The following is an 18,947-nucleotide window of genomic DNA, read 5'->3' as shown; positions in this document are numbered from 1 at the left end:
ATCGTTATGATTATCACAACTGGTCGCGAGACTGGTTGGATAAACTGAAAGCCCCTGGTTCGGACTCTCAGATTATCTCCTCATCAGGCTAATCACGGTTATTGACCCGGCAATTTGCCGGGTCTTTTTTTGCCTGCAAATCGGGAAGCTGCCCGTGGTAACTACCCACCGCGCAACTGGGCACAGTAATCCTGCTCAGGCAGCGCCGCGGTGTACCACACATAGTCCGCCATTCCAGCCTCGACCTTCTGCCCGACTTCGGCCAGCAGCAGCACGCGGGTTTCGCCCTGCGCCTGCAGATCAGCCAGATGCAGCGGCACACCCAGGTCCTTGCGCGCGTGATAGGCGCCGGCCAGCAAAAGTGCAGGCTGCGGTGCCGCCAGCAGGCGCTCGGCCATATGTCGGTCCCTTTGCTGCTGGATGACCAACATGGCTGGCAACTGGCTTTCCGGCAGCAACCCACAATGGCCCTCACGCACCTGCTCGAGCAAGGCAGCCTTTACCTGCGGTGCATTCGACCGCACGCCAGTCAGGACGGGCTGTCGGCGATAGGCCTCACGCATTGCTTCGGGGCTCAGGTCGCCAGCCAGCAACACCCCGGGGCCTTTCAGGGCTTCACGCACGATCGGCGCGTACATCTGCCAATCCCAACCCTTCTGCCAGTCCAGCGCTGTGGGCAAGTCGCTCGGTAGCTGCGCCTGACGCTGCACCTTGTCGATCAGGGGCTGCTGCGCAGGCTGGAGCATCTCCAGCACCACGCTGCCTTGTGGCCTGACGGCCTGCAAGGCCTGCAGCAGCCAACGCTGCAGCGCATGGTGATCGGGGTTATCGTGTTTTTCACCGACCAGTATTCGCGGCACATCGCTCAGCGCCCGAATCAGCTCATCGGGCGTCAGGACACGGCCACTGGGCAACGCCTGTATCTGGCCGAGCGTCGGCTCGTTCAACCCTTGGCTGCTCTGCCAGGCCGGCAACGCTGGCAGCGCAGGCCGATGCACCTGGCAACCCGCCATGGTCAAGAACACCCCCATCGACAGGCCGAACCGCAAGGGATAGCGCATCGAAGGCTCCTAGCGGGTGATGATCAGCGGATGGCCGCGCTCCGGATGGGCCTGCACCAGCACATCGATACCGAATACTGCCTTGAGCGCCTGTGGCGTCAGCACCCGGGCCGGTGTGTCGAGCGCGTGGCTGCGACCCTGTTCCAGCAGCAGAATAGCGTCACAGTAGCGCGCGGCAAGGTTCAGGTCGTGCAGGATCACCAGCACCGCTGCGCCGCGGTCGGCAAAACTGCGCACCGCCTGCAACGTGGTGTGCTGGTGCAGCGGATCGAGGGCCGAGGTCGGCTCATCGAGCAGCAACGTCGCCCCCTCCTCTCCTGGCCACAGTTGCGCCAGCACCCGGGCCAGATGAACACGCTGACGCTCGCCGCCGGACAGCGCGAGGTAACTGCGTTCGACCAGGTGCCAGGCATCGGCCGCCTTCAGCGCCGCCTCGACGATCTCCCGGTCGCGCTGCTGGCCACTGCCGTGGGGCAAACGGCCCAGGCCCACCACCTCTTCGACACTGAAGGCAAAGCCCAGGCTGGACACCTGCGGCAACACTGCCAGGCGTCGCGCACGCTCCTGCCCCGGCCAGTGCGCCAGCGCTCGCCCTTGCAGCAGGACGTGCCCCTGGCTCGGCGCCAGTTCGCCACACAATGCCCCCAGCAAGCTGCTCTTGCCCGCCCCGTTGGGGCCGAGCACGCCCAGCACCTGCCCAGGCCGCAGGTGCAGGTCGATACCGTGCAGCACCTCGGTGCCGCCGCGCTTGAGCGACAAGCCTTTGACTTCGAGCATCAGCGCCCCCTCCTGACCAGCAGGAACAGGAAGAACGGAGCGCCAATGAAGGCCGTCACGATCCCGATCGGCAGCTCCGCCGGCGCCAACGCCAAGCGAGCCACCAGATCAGCGAACAGCAGCAGGGTTCCCCCCGCCAGCAATGACGCGGGCAACAACACGCGATGATCAGGCCCCGCAACCAGACGCACCAAGTGCGGAACCACCAGACCAATGAAGCCGATCAGGCCTGCCGCCGCCACTGCTGCGCCGACACCCAGGGCAGTGCAGAACACCAGTTCACGCTTGAGCCCTTCTACATCGATACCCAGGTGACGCGCCTCCGACTCGCCCAGCAACAACGCGTTCAGCGCCTGCGCCCGGCGCGGCAGCCACAAGGTTACCCCCAGTGCCACCAGCAGCAGTGGCCACAGGCGCTGATAGCTGGCGCCGTTGAGGCTGCCCAGGTTCCAGAACGTCAGAGTGCGCAAGGTGGCGTCGTCGGCCAGGTAGGTGAACAGCCCGACCGCCGAGCCGCCGAGGGCGGTCATGGCGATACCGGCCAGCAGCATGGTGGCCACGTCGGTCTGACCATTGCGCCGCCCCAGGCGATAGACCAATGCCGTAACACCAAGCCCGCCGATGAAGGCACAGAGCGACAGCAGATAGGGTGCGAACCACTCCGGTATGCCCCCAAGCCAGGCGCCGCCGACGATGGCCACTGCAGCGCCGAGCGCCGCGCCGCTGGCAACCCCGACCAGGCCAGGATCGGCCAGCGGGTTGCGAAACAGCCCCTGCATGGCCACACCGGACAGCGCCAGCACCGCACCGACGGCCAGCCCCAGGAGCGTGCGCGGCAGGCGGATCTGCCCAAGAATCAGCTCAGCCTGCTCAAGCCCCGTCCGGTCGATGGGCATCCCCAGCAGCCGCAATCCGGCGCGCAGGATATCGGTCAGCGGCAGGCTGACCGGCCCCAGCGCCAACGACAGCCACACCGCCAGCAGGCACAGGAATGTCAGGCAGATGAACAGCGTACGCGGCTGGACCCGCTGCTTCATTGGTTGAGGCTGGCCTTGGCTGCGGGATAGAAGGCGCCGGCCAGCTCATGCAAGGTGGCCGGCAGCCGCGGGCCGAGGCCACCGACCAACAGCGTCGGATCGAGTGACACCAGGCGCTTGTCGCGTACCGCACGCGAAGCGGCCAGCGCCGGATTTTCCTTGAGCAGCGCCTTGAGCGCCTGCTCGCCGTCCAGTGCTCGGTCGGAAAACACCACCACGTCCGGATCCAGCGCGGCCAGCGCTTCGACAGAGAAGTTCTTGTACCCCTGGTGATCCGCCAGGTTGCGCGCCCCAGCCTGACGCAACAGCCAGTCGCCCGAGGTGCCCTGCCCTGCGATCAATGGCTTGGCACCGGCATGACCGACCAGCAGCAACACACCTGGAGCCTTCTGACCGGCCTGGGCCTGCTTGATCTTTGCCTGCAGCGCATCGAGCTGCTGGTGGTAGCGAGTGCTCAGCTCACTGGCTTTTTGCTGCGCACCGAGCAGCTCGCCCAGGTGCTTGAGGTTCTGGTCCACTGCCGCCAGGTCGGCCTCACTGGAGAACAGCTCGACACGCACCCCGGCCCCGCGTACCTGCGCCAGCACCGGTGGCGGCCCCATTTCCTCGGTGCCGACCAGTACATCCGGGCGCAGGCTGAGGATACCCTCGGCTGACAGTTGACGCTGGTAGCCGATGCTCGGCAGGGCTTTGAGCGACTGCGGGTGCTGGCTGGTGGTATCGACGCCGACCAACCGCGCCTCGCCGCCCAGGGCACTGATCCATTCGCTCAGTGCCCCACCGGCGCTGACCCAGCGCTGCGGCAGGTCGGCGGCCAGCAACGGGGAGGAAAGGACAAGACCGGCGCACAAGGCGATCAGGGCAACAGGACGGCGCATCATCGGGTTCCTTTGCAGAAGGCGGCCAGACACCTTGTGGCACCTGACGGAACTGCGCACCATGGACGGGCTGGCGCAGTGGATGCGGGCAATTTGATAATTATTCGCATTGAAGCGTCAAGCCACCATTGGTTTCAAGAGTCTTATCTGCAATGCATTTCCTCTGCTCCTCCCAAGCCCTCGCCGAAGGCTGCAGCCGCGCCTTCAGCGTAGCTGGTGAAACGCTGTTCGGCGTGCGCCGCCAGGGCCGGGTGTACCTGTACCGCAACCATTGCCCGCATCGCGGCATCACGCTGAACTGGGCACCGGACAGCTTTCTCGATGACAGCGCCAGCCTGATTCATTGCGCCCATCATGGCGCGCTGTTCCTGATCGAATCCGGCGAATGCGTGTCGGGCCCCTGCGAGGGCGAGTCGTTGCAGGCCCTGGACTGCCACGAAGACAGCCAGGGCATCTGGCTCAAGGGTTGAGCAACACCGGCAGGCGGCGATCGATGACGATCTGCTCGGCATCAAGGCGCGCACCATAGGCCAGCACCTCGACACCATCGGCCACCGCATCGCGCAGTGCCTGGGCATAACCAGGGTCGATCTCTTCGGCCGGGCGTACCGCCTCGATGCCGGTGAGGTTGACGCAATACAGCTGCACGGCGCGAACACCCTGGCGGGCCAATGCAGCGAGCTCGCGCAGGTGCTTGGCGCCGCGTTGGGTCACCGCGTCAGGGAAGGCCGCCACCGCGGTGTCGGGATAGCCCAGGGTCACGCTCTTGACCTCGACATAGGCCGGGCCCTCGGCGAACTCCAGGCGAAAATCCACGCGACTGCGCTCCTCGCCATAGGCCACTTCACGCTTGAGCGCGGCGAACCCGGCCAGCTCGGTGATCACGCCAGCGCGCAGGGCTTCCTCGACCAGGGCATTGGCCCTGCCGGTATTGACGCAGGCCAGGCGCCCCTGAGGCGTTTCACTGATCTCCCAGGTGCCCGCCAGCTTGCGCTTGGGATCGTTGGAACGACTGAACCAGACCTGCCCGCCGTCGCGCATGCAATTGAGCATGGAGCCGGTATTCGGGCAATGGATGGTCATCTGTTCGCCATTGGCCAGCTCGATGTCGGCCAGGAAGCGTTTGTAGCGGCGCAGCAGACGCGCTCGCTCGAGTTCGGGAAGGAAACGCATCAGGGTTGCCAGCTCCGCAGGCCACGGGCAATGCGCTGCACCGCCTCTTCCAGGCGCGGCAGGCTCTGGGTGTAGGCGAAGCGCACGTGATGCCCGGCCTGGTGGCGGCCGAAGTCCAGCCCGGGCGTGAAGGCCAGATGCTCGGTTTCCAGGAAATGTCGACAGAAAGCGAAGGCATCGCCGCCGAAAGCACTGATGTCGGCGTATAGATAGAAGGCGCCCTGCGGCTCCACGGCAATGCCGAAACCGAGCTCGCGCAAGGCGGGCAGCAGGTAGTCGCGACGCCGGGCGAACTCGGCGCGGCGTTCCTCGAAGATGGCCAGAGTGCCGGGCTCGAAGCACGCCAGCGCAGCATGCTGGGCCATGCTCGGCGCACTGATGTAGAGGTTCTGCGCCAGCTTTTCCAGGTCGGCCACGGCCGAAGGCGGTGCGACCAGCCAGCCGAGACGCCAGCCGGTCATTCCGAAATACTTGGAAAAACTATTCAGAACGAAGGCGTCATCGTCCACCTCCAGCACGCTCGGCGCATCCATACCGTAGGTCAGGCCATGATAGATCTCGTCCACCACCAGATGCCCGTGATGCTCACGGGTGGCCCGGGACAGGCTGGCCAGGGCCTCGCGGTCGAGCACGGTACCGGTCGGGTTGGCGGGCGAAGCCACCAGCGCACCGACGGTATCCTTGTCCCAGTGCCGGTCGACCAGGTCGGCGGTGAGCTGGTAATTCACCTCCGGCCCTACTGGCACCAACTGCGCGCCGCCTTCGACCAGGCGCAGGAAATGGCGGTTGCACGGGTAGCCTGGGTCGGCCAGCAGCCAGTGCTTGCCCGGATCCACCAGCAGGCTGCTGGCCAGCAGCAGCGCGCCGGAACCGCCAGGCGTCACAAGGATGCGCTCGGGATCCACCGACAGGCCATAACGCTGGCCGTAGAAACCTGCGATCGCCTCGCGCAACGCAGGCAGGCCACGGGCGGCAGTGTAGCGGGTATGCCCTGCAGCGAGCGCGGCCTGCCCGGCTTCGACGATCGGCGCGGCCGTGGTGAAGTCCGGCTCGCCGATCTCCAGGTGGATCACGTCATGGCCTGCCGCCTGCAGCTCGTTGGCACGCGCCAGCAGCGCCATGACATGGAAGGGTTCGATGGCGCGGCTGCGCGCACTGTAGGAGTGGGCCATGACCTTCTCTCAATTGGGTCTAAACTGGTGATTCTACTGTCGAGAAACACCGAACGGGCGACGCAGGTTGCTGTCAATACCTCGGATCGGGCGGGGTAGCGCACCCCCGATCTATCTGGTAAGTTCGGCGGCTCGCAGTCGCAGGGCCGGCGGTCGCCGGAGATGGAGCATCCTGCGCATTGGATCAGATGAGTGAGAGGCGGTCTATTCATGTCCACCGTAGAAAAGCAAAAAACCAATCAGACCATGTACGGTGTCGAGCCCTATAAGGAAACCAAGGGTGAAGAGTACATGGGCGAACCCATGCGCAAGCACTTCACCAAGCTGTTGGGTGCATGGAAGCTCGAGCTGATGACCAGTGTCGATCAGACCGTGACCCATATGAAGGACGAAGCCGCCAACTTCCCGGACCCTGCGGACCGCGCGAGCCAGGAAGAAGAGTTCGCCTTGGAGCTGCGTAACCGCGACCGTGAACGCAAGCTGATCAAGAAGATCGACAAGACCTTGCAGAAGATCCAGGACGAAGAATACGGCTGGTGCGACTCCTGCGGCATCGAGATTGGCCTGCGCCGACTGGAAGCCCGTCCCACCGCAGACCTGTGCTTCGACTGCAAGGAAATTGCCGAGAAAAAGGAAAAGACAGTCGGCAAGGGCTGATCCTTCTTCCCTCCGAACGGGGCGCATCGAGCGCCCCGTTTCATTTATATGCCCAGCACATCCATGAACGACTCCCGCTATATCGGGCGATTCGCCCCCACCCCCAGTGGCTTCCTGCATTTCGGCTCGCTGGTCGCCGCCCTCGCCTCCTGGCTCGATGCCCGCGCCGTGGACGGGCGCTGGCTGCTGCGCATGGAGGACACCGATCCGCCCCGGGAAATGCCCGGCGCCCGTGACGCCATCCTGCAGACCCTCGAACGCTACGGCCTGGAGTGGGATGGCGAAGTGGTGTTCCAGAGTCAGCGTCATGAGGCCTACGCCACGGTGGTCGATCGCCTGTTCAGCATGGGCCTGGCCTACGCCTGTACCTGCTCGCGCAAGCAACTGGAAGGATACGGCGGCATCTACCCCGGTTTCTGCCGCAACGCTGGCCATGCCCGCGAAAATGCCGCCATCCGCATTCGGGTGCCCGAACTGCTCTACCGCTTCAACGACCGTGTGCAGGGGGAATTCCAGCAGCACCTTGGACGCGAGGTGGGGGATTTCGTCATCCAGCGCCGCGACGGGCTGTATGCCTATCAACTGGCAGTGGTGCTGGACGATGCCTGGCAAGGCGTGACCGACATCGTGCGCGGCGCCGACCTGCTCGACAACACCCCGCGCCAGCTGTACCTGCAGGAACTGCTGGGGTTCTCGCAGCCGCGCTACCTGCACATTCCGTTGATCGTGCAGCCGGATGGGCACAAGCTGGGCAAATCGTACCGTTCACCACCGCTGCAGGCGGACCAGGCCACGCCGCTGCTGTTGCGGGCGTTACGAGCCCTGGGGCAGGCGAGTGATCCGGCGCTGGAAGGTGCCAGTCCGGCCGAGGTGTTGGCGGTGGCGCGCAGGCAGTGGAAACCTGGGGCGATTGCACGGCAGTTGACGGTGCCGGAGGCGGATCTGCGCTGACGCGGTCGGCCCTCTCGCGGGGCAAGCTGCGCACATTCAAAACCCCAACGAATTCAAACCCTTGGCGAACACCCCAGAATCCCGCTAGCATCGCCCCAGCCATTTGCGCCAATAATAAGAAGCTCAAACCCGCAGCGCCCTGCCATCGAGGCCCGCATGTATATCTATCGCTTGGTCCTGCTTCTGGTCGTGGGGATCTATCTGTTCTCCCCGGCCATCATGGACTGGTGGATCGAACCGACCGGAGCCTGGTACCGCCCGTATCTGCTCTGGCTGATCCTGATCGTCGTCACCTTCATCCTGCAGAGCCAACGAGATGCCGATGAGCTTTAGCCTGACCCAGATGATCCTGATCAGCGCCGCCTACCTGCTGGTGCTGTTCGGCGTGGCCTGGGTCAGCGAACGCGGGTTGATCCCGCGCTCGGTCATCCGCCACCCCCTGACCTACACCCTGTCGCTGGGCGTCTATGCCAGTGCCTGGGCGTTCTATGGTTCGGTAGGCCTGGCCTACCAGTACGGCTATGGCTTCCTCGCCTGTTACCTGGGTGTGTCCGGGGCCTTCCTGCTGGCGCCGGTGCTGCTCTACCCGATTCTCAAGATCACCCGCACCTACCAGCTCTCCTCCCTCGCCGACCTACTGGCGTTCCGTTTCCGCAGCACCTGGGCCGGGGCACTGACCACGGTGATCATGCTGATCGGCGTATTGCCGTTGCTGGCCCTGCAGATCCAGGCGGTGGCCGACTCCATCAGCATCCTGACCGGCGAGCCGGTCAAGGCGCGCGTGGCCTTCGCCTTCTGCGTGCTGATCATCCTCTTCACCATTTTCTTCGGCTCACGCCATATCGCCACCCGCGAGAAGCACGAAGGCCTTGTGTTCGCCATCGCCTTCGAGTCGGTGATCAAGCTGCTGGCCCTGGGCGGCATCGGCCTGTACGCCTTGTACGGGGTGTTCGGCGGCCCGCACGAACTGGAAGTCTGGCTGCTGCAGAACCAGACGGCACTGGCCGCACTGCACACGCCGCTGCAGGAGGGCCCATGGCGCACATTGCTGTTGGTGTTCTTCGCCTCGGCGATCGTCATGCCGCACATGTACCACATGGCCTTCACCGAGAACCTCAGCCCGCGCTCGCTGGTCAGCGCCAGCTGGGGTTTGCCGCTGTTCCTGCTGCTGATGAGCCTGGCGGTGCCGCTGGTGCTGTGGGCAGGCTTGCGCCTGGGCGCAAGCACCAACCCGGAATACTTCACCCTGGGCCTGGGCATCGCCGCCAACAACGAGGCGCTGGCCTTGCTCGCCTATGTCGGCGGCCTGTCAGCGGCCAGCGGCCTGATCATCGTCACCACCCTGGCGCTCTCGGGCATGGCCCTCAACCACCTGGTGCTGCCGCTCTACCAGCCCCCTGCCGAGGGCAACATCTACCGCTGGCTGAAATGGACCCGCCGCGCGTTGATCGTGGCAATCATCACCGCAGGCTTCGTCTTCTACCTGACCCAGAATACCCACCAGAGCCTGGCCAACCTGGGCATTGTCGCCTTCGTCGCCACGCTGCAGTTCCTGCCGGGCGTGCTTTCGGTACTGTACTGGCCAACCGCCAATCGGCGCGGCTTCATCGCCGGCCTGCTGGCCGGTACGCTGGTGTGGATGGTCACCATGCTGCTGCCGCTGCTGGGCAATGTGCAGGGCTTCTACATTCCGCTGCTGAACATGATCTACGTGCTGGACGACACCAGCTGGCACATGGCGGCCATTGCCTCGTTGGCGGCCAACGTGCTGCTGTTCACCCTGATCTCGCTGTTCACCAACGCCAGCAGCGAGGAGGTCAGCGCCGCCGAGGCCTGCGCAGTCGACAATGTGCGCCGCCCGCAACGCCGTGAACTGCATGCGGCCTCCCCCCAGGAATTCGCCACCCAACTGGCCAAGCCACTGGGCGCCAAGGCCGCGCAGAAAGAAGTCGAGCAGGCCCTGCGCGACCTCTATCTGCCCTTCGACGAACGCCGCCCCTACGCCCTGCGGCGCCTGCGTGACCGCATCGAGGCCAACCTCTCGGGGCTGATGGGTCCCAGCGTAGCCCAGGACATGGTCGAGACCTTCCTGCCCTACAAGTCAGGTAACGAGAACTACGTCACCGAAGACATCCACTTCATCGAAAGCCGTCTCGAGGACTACCACTCGCGCCTGACCGGCCTTGCCGCCGAGCTCGATGCGCTGCGCCGCTACCACCGTCAAACGCTGCAGGAACTGCCCATGGGCGTCTGCTCGCTGGCCAAGGACCAGGAAATCCTGATGTGGAACCGAGCCATGGAGGAGCTGACCGGCATCGCCGCCAAGCACGTGGTCGGTTCGCGCCTGGTGACCATCGCCGAACCTTGGCGCGGCTTGCTGCAAGGCTTCATCGACCTTCCCGACGAGCACCTGCACAAGCAACGCCTGGCCCTCGACGGCCAGCCGCGCTGGCTCAACCTGCACAAGGCGGCCATCGACGAGCCGCTGGCCCCGGGCAACAGCGGCCTGGTGCTGCTGGTCGAAGACCTCACCGAGACCCAGGCCCTCGAAGAGAAGCTGGTGCACTCCGAGCGCTTGGCCAGCATCGGCCGCCTGGCTGCAGGCGTGGCCCACGAGATCGGCAACCCGATCACCGGCATCGCTTGCCTGGCGCAGAACCTGCGCGAGGAACGCGAAGGCGACGGCGAGATCATCGAGCTGTCGAGCCAGATCCTCGAACAGACCAAGCGCGTCTCGCGCATCGTCCAGTCGCTGATGAGCTTCGCCCACGCCGGCGGCAGCCACCAGAATACCGAAGAGCCCGTGTCGCTGGCCGAGGTGGCGCAGGATGCCATCGGTCTGCTGGCGTTGAACCGGCGCAATTTCGAAGTACAGTTCTTCAACCTTTGTGACCCGGACCACTGGGCCGAGGGTGACCCGCAGCGCCTGGCCCAGGTGCTGATCAACCTGCTGTCCAACGCCCGCGACGCCTCGCCAGCTGGCAGCGCCGTGCGTGTGCGCAGCGAAGCGAGCGAGCACACCGTCGACCTGATCGTCGAAGACGAGGGCAGCGGTATTCCGAAGAACATCATGGATCGCCTGTTCGAGCCCTTCTTCACCACCAAGGATCCGGGCGAGGGAACCGGACTGGGGCTCGCTCTGGTCTATTCCATCGTGGAAGAGCATTATGGGCAAATCACCATCGACAGCCCGGCCGATCTCGATCGGCAACGTGGCACACGGATCCGCGTGACCCTGCCCCGGCATGTCGTAGCGACGTCCCCTGAAATTCGAGACCGTCGAGAGAATTGAATCAATGCCGCACATTCTGATCGTCGAAGACGAAACCATCATCCGTTCGGCCCTGCGTCGTCTGCTCGAGCGGAACCAGTACCAGGTCAGCGAAGCCGGCTCGGTGCAGGAAGCCCAGGAACGCTTCAGCATTGCCACCTTCGACCTGATCGTCAGCGACCTGCGCCTCCCCGGAGCACCGGGCACCGAGCTGATCAAGCTCGGCCAGGGCACGCCGGTGCTGATCATGACCAGCTACGCCAGCCTGCGCTCGGCGGTCGACTCGATGAAAATGGGCGCGGTGGACTACATCGCCAAGCCTTTCGACCATGACGAGATGCTCCAGGCTGTCGCGCGCATCCTGCGCGACCGGCAGAATGCCCCGGTCGCCACTGCGGCCGCGGCCGAAGTGCGCAGCAACGGCAAGGCACCAGGCGCAGACAAGCAGAGCGGCGCCTCGGCCAACGGCGAAATCGGCATCATCGGTTCCTGCCCCCCCATGCAGGACCTGTACAGCAAGATCCGCAAGGTCGCCCCGACCGACTCCAACGTCCTGATCCAGGGCGAATCCGGCACCGGCAAGGAGTTGGTCGCCCGCGCCCTGCACAACCTTTCGCGACGCGCCAAGGCGCCGATGATCTCGGTGAACTGTGCGGCCATTCCGGAAACGCTGATCGAATCCGAGCTGTTCGGCCACGAGAAAGGCGCGTTCACCGGCGCCAGCGCTGGCCGTGCCGGCCTGGTCGAGGCAGCGGACGGCGGCACCCTGTTCCTCGACGAGATCGGCGAACTGCCGCTGGAGGCTCAGGCTCGACTGCTGCGTGTGCTGCAGGAAGGCGAGATTCGTCGGGTCGGCTCGGTGCAGTCGCAAAAGGTCGATGTGCGCCTGATCGCTGCGACCCACCGCGACCTGAAAAACCTGGCCAAGTCCGGCCAGTTCCGCGAAGACCTTTATTACCGTCTGCACGTCATCGCCCTCAAACTGCCCGCCTTGCGCGAGCGCGGCAGCGACGTCAACGAGATTGCCAACGCCTTCCTCGCCCGGCAGAGCGCGCGCATCGGCCGTGACGACCTGCATTTCTCCAGCGATGCCGAGCAAGCCATCCGCCACTACAGCTGGCCGGGTAACGTCCGCGAGTTGGAGAACGCCGTCGAGCGCGCGGTCATTCTCAGCGAAAGCCCGGAAATATCCGCCGACCTGCTGGGCATCGACATCGAACTGAGCGGCCTGGAAGACGACGACCTCCCCGACAGCCTGCCGATGGTCGCCGGTGTCGGTGGTAACAACGCCAGCCACGAGCCGACGGAAGACCTGTCGCTGGAAGACTACTTCCAGCACTTCGTCCTCGAACACCAGGACCACATGACCGAGACGGAACTGGCCCGCAAGCTGGGTGTAAGCCGCAAGTGCCTGTGGGAGCGTCGCCAGCGCCTGGGTATTCCACGGCGCAAAAGCAACGTCGCCAGCGAGAACTGATACGTCCATAGCTCTACAGCGCCGACCCTGGGTCGGCGCTTTGCGTTCAGGGGCTTGCCCACGGTGAGCCCTACCACACCCCGCCCCTTCAGCAGGTAACACCCGGTTACCGTGAAAAATCTGTTACCTCAACCGTCCGCGACGTAACAAATCGAGGCATACGGTAACGAAATTTCTACATTTTCCCGCCTTGCGCGCGGCCCGAAAATCCGTAACCCATTGATTTAATTGGGTTTGCGAAAGTTGGCACGCCACCTGCTATATCTTTCGTACAAGAACAATAACAAGCACTGCTACTCAGAATAAGAACAAGACGAAACGGCTCACGCATAACAAGAACAAGACGGCGGAGGCGCAGCTAACTGATTCTTTTGGAGAGGAGTTGTGTTTGGGGTTTGCCCCACAACCAGGCAGAGAACAACAAAAACTGCACTAAAGCAGCGCCTGAACTGGTTGGATCGATTGATCAGCATAGCATCAGCGACCAAAGCAATCCGTTTGCTCTTCACCCCTGAATTTGGGGTCGTTCACACGCTTCAGGCTGTGTGGACAGGGCACTCAACAAAAACAAGAAGCCCGACAAAAAAACAATAAGAGCACGCAACGACTTGATGGGGAGCCTAGGCTCCCCATGTCGTTTCTCCCCGCCTTAATCGCCTTTCGGCACCGCCTACACCATTCCGCCAGTAAATGCTAGAATCCCCCGCCATCATGCGGCCATTCTCCTAGTCTTGGCCGAACATTCCTTCAAACAGTGCATCCCATGCTGAAGAAGCTGTTCCAGTCGTTCCGTCCTCCCATCCGTGGTCAACACCACAGGCGCACCACGCCTGAAGTGATCAACAAGAGCCAGCACTCGCTGCAGCGCAGCCAGTTCAGCCGCCACGCCGTGAGCATCGTCGAGCGCCTGCAGGGCGCCGGCTACCAGGCCTACCTGGTCGGCGGCTGCGTGCGCGACCTCCTGCTGGGCATCACCCCCAAGGACTTCGATGTCGCCACCAGCGCCACGCCCGAACAGGTGCGTGCCGAATTCCGCAATGCCAGGATCATTGGCCGGCGCTTCAAGCTGGTCCACATCCATTTCGGCCGCGAAATCATCGAAGTCGCCACCTTCCGCGCTCATCACAGCGAAGATGACCAGGGTGACAGCCACCGTTCGTCGCACAACGCCAGCGGGCGAATCCTGCGTGACAACGTCTACGGCACCCTCGAAGACGATGCCCAGCGTCGCGACTTCACCATCAACGCCCTGTACTACGACCCGGTCAGCGAGCGCGTCCTGGACTATGCCAATGGCGTCCACGATATCCGCAATCGCCTGCTGCGCCTGATCGGCGATCCGACTCACCGTTACCAGGAAGACCCGGTGCGCATGCTGCGCGCGGTGCGTTTCGCCGCCAAGCTCGACTTCGGCATCGAGAAGCACACCGTCCAGCCTATCCGCGAACTGGCCAAGCTGCTGCGCGAAATCCCGCCGGCGCGCCTGTTCGAGGAAGTGCTCAAGCTGTTCCTGTCCGGCCAGGGGGCGATCGCCTTCGAAATGCTGGTCGACCTTGAGTTGTTCGAACCCCTGTTCCCGGCCAGCGCCCACGCCCTGGATGAACGCCCGACCTACACCCACACCCTGATCAGCCAAGCGCTGGCCAACACCGACCTGCGCGTCAAGCAGGGCAAACCGGTGACCCCGGCCTTCCTGTTCGCCGCGCTGCTGTGGCCTGCCCTGCCAGCACGTGCCCTGTACCTGCAAAGCCAGGGCGTGCCGCCGATCCCGGCAATGAACGAAGCCGCCCACGACCTGATCGCCGAACAGTGCCAGCGCATTGCTATTCCCAAGCGCTTCACCCTGCCGATCCGCGAGATCTGGGACATGCAGGAGCGCCTGCCACGGCGCAGCGGCAAACGCGCCGACATGCTCCTGGACAACCCGCGCTTCCGCGCCGGCTACGACTTCCTGCTGCTGCGCGAAAGTGCCGGCGAGGAAACCGACGATCTCGGCCAGTGGTGGACCGACTACCAGGACGCCCACGACAGCGAACGCCGCGACATGATCCGCGAGCTGGGCAGCCGTGACGAAGGTTCGGGGCCGGCCCCGCGCAAACGCAAGCGCAGCAATAGCAAGCGCAAGGCCGGTGGCGACGAGGCCTTCGACTGAGCATGCCGGTACGCGCCTATATTGGCCTGGGCAGCAACCTGGACGCCCCCGCCGAGCAACTGCGCAGCGCCCTCCAGGCGCTGGACCAGATCGCCGGGACGCACCTGGTGGCCGCTTCGGCGTTGTACACCAGTGACTCCCTGCTGCCCGGCCAGCCTCGCTACACCAATGCGGTCGCAGCGCTCGACACCGAGCTGGCGCCGCTGGCGCTGCTCGATGCCCTGCAGGGCATCGAGAACGATCAGGGCCGGGTGCGCAAGGAGCGCTGGGGCCCGCGTACACTCGACCTGGATGTGCTGCTGTTCGGCGACCAGGTCATTGATGTGCCACGTCTGAAAGTGCCGCATTACCACCTGCATGCCCGTCCCTTCGTGCTTTATCCGCTGGCCGAGCTGGTCCCTGAAGACTTCCATCTGGCCGATGGCCGCAGCCTCGCGCAACTGCTCCAGGACTGCCCGTTCGTCGGGCTGGAACGCTTGTAATCCGGGCGTTTCAGCCATCGGTAACGCCAGTAACACCCTGAGCGTAACAATGCGGTAACAGGGTCATTGACTTCCCCCCCATCGCTCACGACTATAGGCGTCCCGCGGCGCCCGTATGCCGCATCACACCCATTTAGGCCCGGACAGCCCTGTGACCCGAACATCACGCACGATGATGTGCCGCTCCGGAAGATGAATACACGCGTTGTACGCAGTCGTTTTTCACAGCGCCTGAACGAGGATTTCGCTACATGCCTGAAGTAACCCTGACCACCCTGCATGGCCTGAAGGCCAAGGGTGAGAAAATCACCATGCTGACCTGCTACGACGCCACCTTCGCCAAGGCCGCCAGCCAGGCCGGCGTCGAGGTGCTGCTGGTTGGCGATTCGCTCGGCATGGTCCTGCAGGGCCATGACAGCACCCTGCCCGTCACCACCGACGACATGGCCTACCACACCGCCTGCGTCAAACGCGGCAACGACGGTGCACTGATCCTGGCCGATCTGCCCTTCATGGCCCATGCCACGCTCGAGCAGTCTTTCGTCAACTGCGCCAAGCTGATGCGCGCCGGAGCGCACATGATCAAGGTCGAGGGCGCAGCCTGGTTGGCCGAGACCATCCGCCTGCTGGCCGACCGCGGCGTGCCGGTGTGCGCGCACATGGGCCTGACCCCGCAGACGGTCAACGTGCTCGGTGGCTACAAGGTCCAGGGTCGCCAGGAAGCCCAGGCGCAACAGATGCGCGCCGATGCCATCGCCCTCGAGCAGGCTGGCGCCGCCATGCTGCTGCTCGAATGCGTGCCCAGCGAGCTGGCCACGGAGATTTCCCAGGCGGTGAGCATTCCAGTGATCGGTATCGGTGCCGGCAGTGGTACCGATGGCCAGGTACTGGTGCTGCACGACATGCTGGGCTTGTCCCTCAGCGGCCGCGTACCGAAGTTCGTGAAGAACTTCATGGCCGGCCAGCCCGATATCCAGAGCGCCCTGGCGGCCTACGTCAAGCAGGTCAAAGATGTGAGCTTCCCGGCCCCCGAACACGGGTTCAGCGCATGAATACCGTCAAGACTGTCCGCGAACTGCGCGCCGCCGTGGCACGCGCCCGGGGCGAAGGCAAGCGTATCGCCTTCGTCCCGACCATGGGCAACCTGCACAGCGGCCACGCCGCCCTGGTGACCAAGGCCGCCCAGCGCGCCGACTTCGTGGTTGCCAGCATCTTCGTCAACCCGCTGCAGTTCGGCGCAGGCGAAGACCTCGACAAATACCCACGCACCCTAGCTGCCGATCAGGAAACCCTGTTGCAGGCCGGTTGCCATCTGCTGTTCGCGCCTACTGTCGAAGAGATGTACCCCGACGGCATGACCGTGCAGACCCGGGTGAGCGTGCCGCAACTGTCCGAAGGCCTGTGTGGCGCCAGCCGCCCCGGGCACTTCGAGGGTGTGGCGACGGTGGTCAGCAAGCTGTTCAACATGGTCCAGCCGGATCTGGCCGTGTTCGGCGAAAAGGACTACCAGCAGCTGGCGGTCATCCGCGCCATGGTGCGAGACCTGAACATGCCGATCCAGATCATCGGCGAGCCGACCGTGCGGGCTGAGGATGGGTTGGCGCTGTCGTCGCGCAACGGTTATCTGAGCGCTGAACAACGCGCTGCGGCACCGATGCTATACAAAGTGCTGAGCCTGTTGGCCGAGGCGGTCCGGCGGGGTCAGCGCGATTATCTGACGCTGCTGGCTGAAGGCCAGGCGCAGCTGACAGCCGCCGGGTTCCGCCCGGACTACCTGGAAGTGCGTCATGCCGTCAGCCTGAAACCGGCGCAAGCCGACGATCGTGACCTGGTGATCCTGGGGGCGGCGTATCTGGGTAGCACTCGGCTGATCGACAACCTGTACTTGCACCTGGACGAAAAGACCGCCTGATCGCGGCGCCCCCGCAGGTACAGCGCCGCCACTGAATACGGCGTTGTACCTGTGGGAGCGGGCTCGTCCCGCGATTAGGCCAGCACTGACAACCCCACGCAAATATTTCACGCCCCGCCCGCCCGCCCCATTCCCGCCGACCGGCCAATGCCTATAATGGGCCTCTCCTGCAACTGGCAAAGCCTGCCAGTGTCAAAGCCTGACCATGCCCGAAGGAAACCATCCGCAATGGCGTATTACCGCACTCCCCACGATGTGACGGCCCTGCCCGCCTGGCAGGCGCTTCAGCAACACCGCGATGCCATGCAGGGCTTCAGCATGCGCGACGCCTTCGCCGCCGACCCCAAGCGCTTCGAGCAGTTTTCGCTCAGCAGCTGCGGCCTGTTCCTCGACTACTCGAAGAACCTGATCAACGAAAAGACCCGTGAGCTGCTCGTCGAACTGGCTCAGGAAGTCGGTCTGGCTGACGCCATCAAGTCGATGTTCAGCGGCGAGATCATCAACGGCTCCGAAGGCCGTCCGGTGCTGCACACGGCCTTGCGCCGCCCGGTCGGTGACAAGCTGAATGTCGGTGGTGTCAATGTGATGCCCGAAGTGCACAAGGTCCTCAACCAGATCACCGAACTGGTCGGACGCATCCACGACGGCCTGTGGCGCGGCTACAGCGAAAAACCGATCACCGACGTGGTCAACATCGGCATCGGCGGCTCCTTCCTCGGCCCCGAACTGGTCTCCGAGGCCCTGCTGCCTTACGCCCAGCGCGGCGTGCGCTGCCATTACCTGGCCAACATCGACGGCAGCGAGTTCCACGAACTGTCGGCCAACCTGCGCGCCGAAACCACCCTGTTCATCGTCTCGTCGAAGTCGTTCAACACCCTCGAAACCCTGAAGAACGCCATGGCTGCGCGCACCTGGTACCTGGCCCAGGGCGGCTCGGAAGCCGAGCTCTATCGCCACTTCATCGCAGTCTCCAGCAACAAGGCCGCCGCCGTGGCCTTCGGCATTCGTGAAGAAAACATCTTCCCGATGTGGGATTGGGTGGGCGGGCGCTACTCGCTGTGGTCGGCCATTGGCCTGCCGATCGCCCTGGCCATCGGTACTGCCAACTTCAAGGAACTGCTGTCCGGCGCCTACACCATGGACCAGCATTTCCAGACCGCGCCGTTCGAGAAGAACATGCCAGTTCTGCTGGCGCTGCTCGGCGTGTGGTATGGCAACTTCTGGAATGCCAGCAGCCACGCGATCCTGCCGTACGACCACTACCTGCGTAACATCACCAAGCACCTGCAACAGCTGGACATGGAGTCCAACGGCAAGAGTGTACTGACCGACGGCTCCCCGGTGAAAACCGAGACCGGCCCGGTGATCTGGGGCGGCGTTGGTTGCAACGGCCAGCACGCCTATCACCAGTTGCTGCACCAAGGCACCCAGATGATCCCGGCCGACTTCATCGTGCCAGTGGTGAGCTTCAACCCGGTGGCCGACCATCACCAGTGGCTGTATGCCAACTGCCTGTCGCAGAGCCAGGCGCTGATGCTCGGCAAGACCCGCGAGGAAGCCGAGACCGAGCTGCGCGCCAAAGGCCTGAACGAAGCAGATATCGAAAAGCTGGCACCACACAAGGTGATCCCGGGCAACCGCCCGAGCAACACCCTGGTGGTCGAGCGCATCAGCCCACGCCGCCTCGGCGCGCTGGTGGCCATGTACGAGCACAAGGTCTTCGTGCAGAGCGTGGTCTGGGGCATCAACGCCTTCGACCAGTGGGGCGTGGAGCTGGGCAAGGAGCTGGGCAAGGGCGTGTACCAGCGCCTGGTCGGCAGCCTGGAAGACAGCGCTGAAGATGGCTCGACCCAGGGCCTGATCAACTACTTCCGCGGCCGTCATCGCGGCTGACCTGAAGGCTGCATTCGCGGGCGAGCCCGCTCCTACAAGGGCCCGTAGGAGCGG

At 64.3% G+C, this 18,947-nt stretch carries 17 protein-coding genes; 11 read left to right on the top strand and 6 right to left on the bottom strand.

Translation table 11 applies throughout. The features are described from left to right. Positions 1-161: 161 nt before the first annotated feature. From ACPZMI_RS15630 to ACPZMI_RS15615, 4 genes are read right to left on the bottom strand one after another with little or no spacing between them, the layout of a single operon-like run. The gene (locus ACPZMI_RS15630) at positions 162-1,061 is read right to left on the bottom strand and encodes a ChaN family lipoprotein (protein ID WP_426352592.1); all 900 of its coding nucleotides are present in this window, start codon (positions 1,059-1,061) and stop codon (positions 162-164) included. 9 nt (positions 1,062-1,070) lie between these two features. After that, entirely contained in the window at positions 1,071-1,838 is a 768-nt protein-coding gene (locus ACPZMI_RS15625) for a heme ABC transporter ATP-binding protein (RefSeq protein WP_411383758.1), read from the bottom strand. Further along, positions 1,838-2,821: a FecCD family ABC transporter permease gene (locus ACPZMI_RS15620; protein WP_411384438.1), complete on the bottom strand. Its 984-nt coding sequence runs from the start codon at positions 2,819-2,821 to the stop codon at positions 1,838-1,840. Before ACPZMI_RS15620 ends, ACPZMI_RS15625 begins: the two co-directional genes overlap by 1 nt. Before the next feature lie 50 nt (positions 2,822-2,871). Then, complete coding sequence (locus ACPZMI_RS15615) at positions 2,872-3,756, bottom strand: heme/hemin ABC transporter substrate-binding protein (RefSeq protein WP_288375676.1); 885 nt, start codon at positions 3,754-3,756, stop codon at positions 2,872-2,874. 149 nt (positions 3,757-3,905) lie between these two features. On the opposite strand from ACPZMI_RS15615, the gene ACPZMI_RS15610 reads away from it, so the two are divergent. Continuing rightward, positions 3,906-4,223 (top strand): Rieske (2Fe-2S) protein, encoded by a 318-nt coding sequence (locus ACPZMI_RS15610; RefSeq protein WP_186670400.1) that lies wholly within the window; start codon positions 3,906-3,908, stop codon positions 4,221-4,223. Here ACPZMI_RS15610 and sfsA read toward each other — a convergent pair. Beyond that, a complete protein-coding gene (sfsA, locus tag ACPZMI_RS15605) occupies positions 4,213-4,926 on the bottom strand; it encodes a DNA/RNA nuclease SfsA (RefSeq protein WP_186711120.1) in 714 nt (237 codons plus the stop codon). The two genes, ACPZMI_RS15610 and sfsA, sit on opposite strands and share 11 nt — an antisense overlap. Further along, the gene (locus ACPZMI_RS15600) at positions 4,926-6,098 is read right to left on the bottom strand and encodes a pyridoxal phosphate-dependent aminotransferase (protein ID WP_186670404.1); all 1,173 of its coding nucleotides are present in this window, start codon (positions 6,096-6,098) and stop codon (positions 4,926-4,928) included. The genes sfsA and ACPZMI_RS15600 overlap by 1 nt, the downstream gene beginning before the upstream one ends. Positions 6,099-6,308: 210 nt before the next feature. On the opposite strand from ACPZMI_RS15600, the gene dksA reads away from it, so the two are divergent. The 10 genes from dksA to pgi all read left to right on the top strand — a co-directional run bounded on the left by dksA (position 6,309) and on the right by pgi (position 18,893). Then, positions 6,309-6,755, top strand: coding sequence for an RNA polymerase-binding protein DksA (dksA, locus tag ACPZMI_RS15595; protein WP_054892595.1), 447 nt, complete (start codon positions 6,309-6,311; stop codon positions 6,753-6,755). Positions 6,756-6,818: 63 nt separating this feature from the next. Continuing rightward, entirely contained in the window at positions 6,819-7,706 is an 888-nt protein-coding gene (gene gluQRS / locus ACPZMI_RS15590) for a tRNA glutamyl-Q(34) synthetase GluQRS (RefSeq protein WP_186711119.1), read from the top strand. Positions 7,707-7,862: 156 nt separating this feature from the next. Beyond that, on the top strand, positions 7,863-8,039 hold the full coding sequence (locus ACPZMI_RS15585) for a hypothetical protein (protein ID WP_003250005.1): 177 nt from the start codon (positions 7,863-7,865) through the stop codon (positions 8,037-8,039). Further along, the gene (locus ACPZMI_RS15580; protein ID WP_186711118.1) at positions 8,023-10,998 is read left to right on the top strand and encodes a sensor histidine kinase; all 2,976 of its coding nucleotides are present in this window, start codon (positions 8,023-8,025) and stop codon (positions 10,996-10,998) included. Before ACPZMI_RS15585 ends, ACPZMI_RS15580 begins: the two co-directional genes overlap by 17 nt. Before the next feature lie 4 nt (positions 10,999-11,002). Beyond that, a complete protein-coding gene (locus ACPZMI_RS15575; protein WP_186670407.1) occupies positions 11,003-12,454 on the top strand; it encodes a sigma-54-dependent transcriptional regulator in 1,452 nt (483 codons plus the stop codon). 763 nt (positions 12,455-13,217) lie between these two features. After that, complete coding sequence (locus tag ACPZMI_RS15570; protein WP_186711867.1) at positions 13,218-14,606, top strand: polynucleotide adenylyltransferase PcnB; 1,389 nt, start codon at positions 13,218-13,220, stop codon at positions 14,604-14,606. A 2-nt stretch (positions 14,607-14,608) separates the two neighbouring features. Continuing rightward, a complete protein-coding gene (gene folK / locus ACPZMI_RS15565) occupies positions 14,609-15,088 on the top strand; it encodes a 2-amino-4-hydroxy-6-hydroxymethyldihydropteridine diphosphokinase (protein WP_186670410.1) in 480 nt (159 codons plus the stop codon). Between the two features lie 251 nt (positions 15,089-15,339). After that, positions 15,340-16,140 (top strand): 3-methyl-2-oxobutanoate hydroxymethyltransferase, encoded by an 801-nt coding sequence (gene panB, locus ACPZMI_RS15560; protein ID WP_186670412.1) that lies wholly within the window; start codon positions 15,340-15,342, stop codon positions 16,138-16,140. Further along, a complete protein-coding gene (gene panC / locus ACPZMI_RS15555) occupies positions 16,137-17,000 on the top strand; it encodes a pantoate--beta-alanine ligase (protein WP_186670414.1) in 864 nt (287 codons plus the stop codon). The genes panB and panC overlap by 4 nt, the downstream gene beginning before the upstream one ends. A gap of 228 nt (positions 17,001-17,228) precedes the next feature. Then, positions 17,229-18,893: a glucose-6-phosphate isomerase gene (gene pgi / locus ACPZMI_RS15550; protein ID WP_186669420.1), complete on the top strand. Its 1,665-nt coding sequence runs from the start codon at positions 17,229-17,231 to the stop codon at positions 18,891-18,893. The last annotated feature ends 54 nt before the right edge of the window (positions 18,894-18,947 follow it).

Origin of the sequence: Pseudomonas wayambapalatensis (assembly GCF_049942315.1) — a bacterium.
Lineage (GTDB): Bacteria > Pseudomonadota > Gammaproteobacteria > Pseudomonadales > Pseudomonadaceae > Aquipseudomonas > Aquipseudomonas wayambapalatensis.
Note: the sequence above shows the minus strand (reverse complement) of the source record. Positions and strands in the feature narration are given on the sequence as shown.

Excerpts from the sequence above, each read along its gene's own strand:
- ACPZMI_RS15615 (WP_288375676.1), bottom strand. The coding sequence starts at position 3,756 with ATGATGCGCCGTCCTGTTGCCCTGATCGCCTTGTGCGCCGGTCTTGTC.
- ACPZMI_RS15600 (WP_186670404.1), bottom strand. The coding sequence starts at position 6,098 with ATGGCCCACTCCTACAGTGCGCGCAGCCGCGCCATCGAACCCTTCCAT.
- ACPZMI_RS15630 (WP_426352592.1), bottom strand. The coding sequence starts at position 1,061 with ATGCGCTATCCCTTGCGGTTCGGCCTGTCGATGGGGGTGTTCTTGACC.
- ACPZMI_RS15610 (WP_186670400.1), top strand. The coding sequence starts at position 3,906 with ATGCATTTCCTCTGCTCCTCCCAAGCCCTCGCCGAAGGCTGCAGCCGC.
- ACPZMI_RS15570 (WP_186711867.1), top strand. The coding sequence starts at position 13,218 with ATGCTGAAGAAGCTGTTCCAGTCGTTCCGTCCTCCCATCCGTGGTCAA.
- gluQRS (WP_186711119.1), top strand. The coding sequence starts at position 6,819 with ATGAACGACTCCCGCTATATCGGGCGATTCGCCCCCACCCCCAGTGGC.
- folK (WP_186670410.1), top strand. The coding sequence starts at position 14,609 with ATGCCGGTACGCGCCTATATTGGCCTGGGCAGCAACCTGGACGCCCCC.
- panC (WP_186670414.1), top strand. The coding sequence starts at position 16,137 with ATGAATACCGTCAAGACTGTCCGCGAACTGCGCGCCGCCGTGGCACGC.
- dksA (WP_054892595.1), top strand. The coding sequence starts at position 6,309 with ATGTCCACCGTAGAAAAGCAAAAAACCAATCAGACCATGTACGGTGTC.
- ACPZMI_RS15585 (WP_003250005.1), top strand. The coding sequence starts at position 7,863 with ATGTATATCTATCGCTTGGTCCTGCTTCTGGTCGTGGGGATCTATCTG.
- pgi (WP_186669420.1), top strand. The coding sequence starts at position 17,229 with ATGGCGTATTACCGCACTCCCCACGATGTGACGGCCCTGCCCGCCTGG.
- panB (WP_186670412.1), top strand. The coding sequence starts at position 15,340 with ATGCCTGAAGTAACCCTGACCACCCTGCATGGCCTGAAGGCCAAGGGT.
- ACPZMI_RS15625 (WP_411383758.1), bottom strand. The coding sequence starts at position 1,838 with ATGCTCGAAGTCAAAGGCTTGTCGCTCAAGCGCGGCGGCACCGAGGTG.
- sfsA (WP_186711120.1), bottom strand. The coding sequence starts at position 4,926 with ATGCGTTTCCTTCCCGAACTCGAGCGAGCGCGTCTGCTGCGCCGCTAC.
- ACPZMI_RS15580 (WP_186711118.1), top strand. The coding sequence starts at position 8,023 with ATGCCGATGAGCTTTAGCCTGACCCAGATGATCCTGATCAGCGCCGCC.
- ACPZMI_RS15575 (WP_186670407.1), top strand. The coding sequence starts at position 11,003 with ATGCCGCACATTCTGATCGTCGAAGACGAAACCATCATCCGTTCGGCC.